This is a genomic window from Microbulbifer sp. (genome assembly GCF_051659245.1).
GTDB lineage: Bacteria > Pseudomonadota > Gammaproteobacteria > Pseudomonadales > Cellvibrionaceae > Microbulbifer.
This window is the reverse complement of record NZ_JBOFOC010000195.1, coordinates 1-5,281: the sequence shown is the minus strand read 5'-3', so window position 1 is coordinate 5,281 and position 5,281 is coordinate 1. Positions and strand designations below refer to the sequence as shown.

Genomic DNA, 5,281 nt, shown 5'->3' with positions numbered 1-5,281 from the left:
CCATGGCCGCGATCGATGTGGAGCTATTTTCCAAGATTTATCGCGGCCATGGGCCGCTCCTACAGCTTATTGATCATGACCGTACCGGTATCCGCCGCAGCTGGAATTTCTGGCAATCATTTTCCTGCCCGGGAGCCTGGGCCAGCTCCGTGCCTTCGGCCAGGCCGCAATGGGCCAGGTCGAGACTGAGCTTGCTCTCGCGGTTGACAATATTGAGGTTGCCGTCCGCCAGCGGCTCCAACCGCCACTGGCTGCTGGGGGCATCGCAACCGCCCAGGACTGCACTGGCCCCCGGCACCACCGCGTCGCTTTCTATCGTCATGCATCGATCGCCAGCGCGGATACGCAGGAAGCCGTCATCGGCGGCGGCGAAGTCCCAGCGCTGGCAGGCGTCACCACGCCAGGCTCCCTGGTCTATGGTTTCACCACAACTCTGTAGCAGCCGGCCACTCTGTACGCTGGCGATGGCTACGGTTTCCGCCGGACGCAGGAACCAGCGGCTGCAATCACCCTCGCACCCTTGTGCCGCCAGGGGTTCGCCGGTTTGCATATTGGCAACACCTACCCAGCCGTCCTCACCCTGGCTCAGCTGCCAACGCTGGGCGCCGCTGTTGATCCAGGGAGCCAGTTCGCCTTCGGCGCCGAGAAATTGGCCGCTGGCGGCGTGAGCCAGGCGGTAGGCGCCGTCGGCAGTGTTGTCCAGCACCCAGTAGCTGCTCTCTTCCGCACAACTGCCCAGCCCGGTGCCGGTGAGACAGTGACCATTGTCCGCATTGGCGAGCTGCCAGCGGGCGCCCTGCAGCTTTACGGTCAGCGGACCGTTTTCGCCGGAGGGCAGCAGCTGCGGCTCGCCTTCTGGAACCGGCTCGCCGAAATTCGGGGTGCCGTCCGGGCTCCAGGTGAACTTCTGTGCGCGCACCGAGCGGGTAGCGCTGCAGCCGTCGGTCTCTTTGGAATTACCGTGGTAGACGATCCAGTCCTCGCTGCCGTCGGGAGATTTGAAGAAACCGTTGTGACCGGGACCGAAGACACCGTTGCCGCGCTGGAATACCGGCTCCGGGTACTTGGTCCAGTGTTCCGGATTCATCGGATCGTCGCCGGTAAGCTCCTTCATGGCCAGCTTGTAGTCCGGGGTATTGCAGAAGCTGGCGGAATAGATCAGAAAGGTGCGGCCGTCCTTTTTAAGGATTTCCGCACCTTCATTTACCTTGCGCCCGCTCTTTTCCCAATCCTCTTCCGGGCGCGTAAGCACCACCCGCGGACCTTCGATGGTCCAGGGGTTGGTCATCCTGGAGATCCAGTTAAGCTGCTCGTCTCCCACCCATTCGGACCACAGCAGGTAGAGTTCACCGTTGTGCTCAAGATAAGAGCCGTCGATGTTCCAGGTATCCGGCATCGGCGAACCCTTGTAGATGTAAGGTCCCATGGGATCGTCGCCGACACTCTCCAATACCGAGAGATGCTGGTGATCCAGGGTGCCATGCTGGCCGGACGTGTACATCAGGTACCAGCGCGTGCCGGAGGGACCGTCCAAACGATGGAACTCGAATGCCCAGAAATTACAGCAGCGGGACGGATCGGTATCGGACCAGATATTGACCGGCGCCGCAGTGGCCAGGCCATCCAGGGTGGGCGACTTGCGCATCACCAGTTGGGAGGTCCAGGTGGTGGTGGTGAGGTAGTAGTTGCCGTCGTAGTACTCCAGCCAGGGGTCGGCGCCATTGCTGAACAGGGGGTTTGCGAATGTGCCCTCGGGCAGCTGGCTATTTTCTCCGTTGGCCGCAGCGACCGGTGCCTCTGATTTGGACCCGGACGCGGTGGATTGATCTGAGGGATTGCAGGCCGTCAGTGCCAAGCCGGCCGCGATGGTGCCAAGCCATTTTACATTTTTGGTTCTTTTCATCACTCATTTTCCTTATTCGGCAAGATTCATCTGCCCTGTAGCTTCCTGTTTCGAATCAAACCTTCATTGATTCGCCGAAATGATGAAAGAGCACTGTAGGAACGGCAGCTGGCCGCGATCATCGTGCGCTAAATAGCATTAGTAGGATGGGCAAAGCGAAGCGTGCCCATCACCCCCTGCGTGATGGGCACGTCGCTTCGCTCCTTTGCCCACCCTACAAACTCAATTCTGCACTACCCCTCGCGCGGAAACGTCATTACAAAGCCGCCGAGACCACGCAGGCTCAGGGAAACGGCGCTGCCGGTTTCCACTTCACTGCGATTGAACGAACGCGGTGTTTCGCCATCGCTAATCAGTTCACCGGTACGGGCACCGATAAACGACAGATCCATGGTCAGCTGTCGCTCCTCCGGCTCACCGTTGATGCCGGCCAGGTACCAGGTGTCGCCGGCGCGGCGGGCAACTACTGCAAACTTGCCTGGGTAGCCGGCTACCAAACGGCTCTCGTCCCAGGAGACAGGCACCCCACGCATATAATCGCGCACGTATTCAGGCACCGCGGCCATACCCTCGTCTGTCTCGGCTATATGCTGCAGGCCGGACAGGAAAAGTACCGGTAACGCCAGCTCGAAGCCGTTGCTGGTGCGGCGCTCGATATTGGGAATTTCCGAAAAGGCCGTCGGGGTAAAATCCATCGGGTCGAAAGCGTTGCGCGTAAAGGGCAACATGGCCATATGCGTTGCCGCCACATCCGCAGATTTCTGCATAAAGGTGATCATCTCGAATCCGTGCACCGCCTCGGACGTCATCATGTTGGGAAAGGTGCGATGCAGACCCCGGGGCAAGGTGGCGCCGTGAAAATTGACCAGCAGGCCGAAATCCGCCGCGTCCTGGGCCAGTTCTCGATAGTAGGCGATCATCGACTGGCCGTCGCCGGCAAAGAAATCGATCTTGACCCCGGCGATGCCCATATCCTGCAGACGCGCAAATTCCACACGGCGTTGCTCGCGAGTGAGCAGTGCGCCCTTGGGTGTGAATTCGGTTTTGTTCCAGCTCCCGGATGAGTTGTACCAGAGCAACAGGCGGACGTTTTTCTGCGCGGCGTAGTCCGCCAGTTCGGCGATTCTTTCATAGCCGATATTGCGGTCCCAGTCCGCGTCCACCAGGGTATAGCGCCAGTCCATCTCCGCCGCATAGTCTATGAATTTTTTCTGAGTTTCGTAGTTGACTGAAGGGTCCTTGAGCAGCGCCCAACTCCAACTCACCAGACCGGGATCTACCCAGTCCATTTCGGCCACGGCGGGCTCCGCCAAATCGGTGCCCAAGGTGGATTCCACCAGGGTGGACAACTCGCCCACTGCAATAAAACGCCAGGGGGAATGAAACGGTAGTGTGGACTGCGCCATCAACGCGCCGTCGGTAAACACTTCCGCATCCATCGGGTAGCCGATACGGTATTCGCCGCCGGGGGATTCCGCCTGCAAGCGGGAGGCGTGGTAGTTTCCATCCATGCCCGCCTCGCTGATCAGCGCCCAACCGCCCGGCGTGTGGAAGAGCGCGGGGAAGATCCAACCGGCGGGGGAAGGTGAAGCCTCGCCGACGTCGATGTCCATCTGGTAGTGCTCCTCGTAGGAGGGATTGGTGTTCGCCCAGCCGGTCTGCGCCTCGGCCACCGGCTGCAGCCAGGCTTTACTGCCGGCGGGAAATGCGAAGCTGGTGAGCTCCCCTTCAACCACCTTTATATTGTCGGACTGGCCGGGGAAGCGGTACTGGAAAGCCACACCATCGTCGGAAACGCGAAAGGCGATTTGCAGTTCCGCGCCCCCGGCATTGCGGAAATTGAATACCTGCTCTTTGGCGGTATAGGCAATCTGCCGGCGTTTGCCTTGCAGCATGGTGTAGTTTTCGCTGACTGCAGCGGGCTCGCCGACGGATTCCAACGCCAATCCGCGGCTAAGGTCGACACCGTCCAGCACTACACCCAGTTGCGAGGGTTTCAGTACCAGCTCGCCATTGCGCTCTATCCGGTACTGTGGCTGCCCCGCTTCGTTCAATTCCAGGGTGACCGCCAGGCTTCCGTCCGGGCTGTACAGGGAATATTGCTGTTTCGCACCGCAGGCGGATAACAGCAACAACATGCTGATCAGAAGGATTCTTTTCATCGATATGCCCAAAATATTACTCTGATATGGTCCGGCCATCCGTGGCGAGCTTTTACACGCGTACTTTTGCCCATTCTGCGAGAGGACAAAGAAAACCTTTATTCCACCGGCTCCACACCCTCGGAGGTCATCACCACCCGCTTGATGGTGCCATCCGGGTTATAGTGCAGATCATCGATACACACGGAGCGACGGAAACTGCCGCCCTTCGGGGTGCCCCCGTTATGATAGATAAAGAAGGAGCGCCCTTTGTAATCGATAATCGACTGGTGGTTGGTATTGGAGTTGCCCGCCAATTCGTTGAGGATACCCTTGTATTCCCAGGGGCCCTCGATGGATTTGCTCATGGCGTAGGCGGTCTTTTCCGGGAAACCGGTGGCGTAGCTCAGGTAGTAGTAGTCCCCGTGCTTGTGCACATAGAGCGCCTCGGTGAAATCCGGCAGGTCCAGGCTGTGGATGGGCCCGTCCAGTTCCACCATATTGTCCTTGAGCCTGGCGTAGCGGGGCTTGGTATTGCCCCAGAAAATATAGGCCTGGCCGTCGTCGTCGATAAATACCGCCGGGTCCAGGTCGTCCCAGCTGATTTCGGTATCGGTGGTCATATCGTTGGTGATCAGCGCCTTGCCCAGGGCGTCCTTGAAGGGGCCGGTGGGGCTGTCGGACACCGCAACACCGATGGCGAAACCGTCGATGGTGGCGTGGCTGACAGTCACATACCAGTAGAACTTGCCGTCCTTTTCCACCACATGACCGGCCCAGGCGTTGTTCTTGGCCCACTTGAAGTCGTCGACGGCAAGCGGCGAGCCGTGGTCCTTCCAATTCACCATATCGGTGGAGGAGAACACCAACCACTTGTTCATCTTGTAGAAGTCTTTGTTGTCCTTCGCCTCGTCGTGGCCGGTGTAGAGGTACACGGTGTCGTCGTGCACCAGCGCGGCCGGATCGGCGGTGAGTACGTGGGTGATCGCCGGGTTGGCGGCGTGGACAAAAGCCGAAAGCAGCGCAGAGCCTGACGCGCCCATTAACTTCGCAAAACTCGTTCTTTTCATCGCGTAATTTCTCTGCTCTTCAACCTCGGGACAGGCTTCTTACTTCCTCAAGTTTCGGAGTTCAGTTCCGGGAGCCGGGACGGGGTGCGCCTTTCTGGGACACGCCGTAAATACATCCCTGTAGGCTTGTCCGCGAGGTCCCTCTCGCAGACAGTCCCAGAAAGGCG

The 5,281-nt window shown here is 59.4% G+C and carries 3 protein-coding genes; all 3 read right to left on the bottom strand.

The genetic code is table 11. The features are described 5' to 3' along the window. Positions 1-73 precede the first annotated feature (73 nt). Positions 74-1,903: a family 43 glycosylhydrolase gene (locus ACRC0P_RS18580; protein ID WP_438632797.1), complete on the bottom strand. Its 1,830-nt coding sequence runs from the start codon at positions 1,901-1,903 to the stop codon at positions 74-76. A 233-nt stretch (positions 1,904-2,136) separates the two neighbouring features. Beyond that, positions 2,137-4,065: a glycoside hydrolase family 97 catalytic domain-containing protein gene (locus tag ACRC0P_RS18575; protein ID WP_438632796.1), complete on the bottom strand. Its 1,929-nt coding sequence runs from the start codon at positions 4,063-4,065 to the stop codon at positions 2,137-2,139. A gap of 98 nt (positions 4,066-4,163) precedes the next feature. After that, the gene (locus ACRC0P_RS18570) at positions 4,164-5,114 is read right to left on the bottom strand and encodes a glycoside hydrolase family 43 protein (RefSeq protein ID WP_438632795.1); all 951 of its coding nucleotides are present in this window, start codon (positions 5,112-5,114) and stop codon (positions 4,164-4,166) included. Positions 5,115-5,281: the final 167 nt, after the last annotated feature.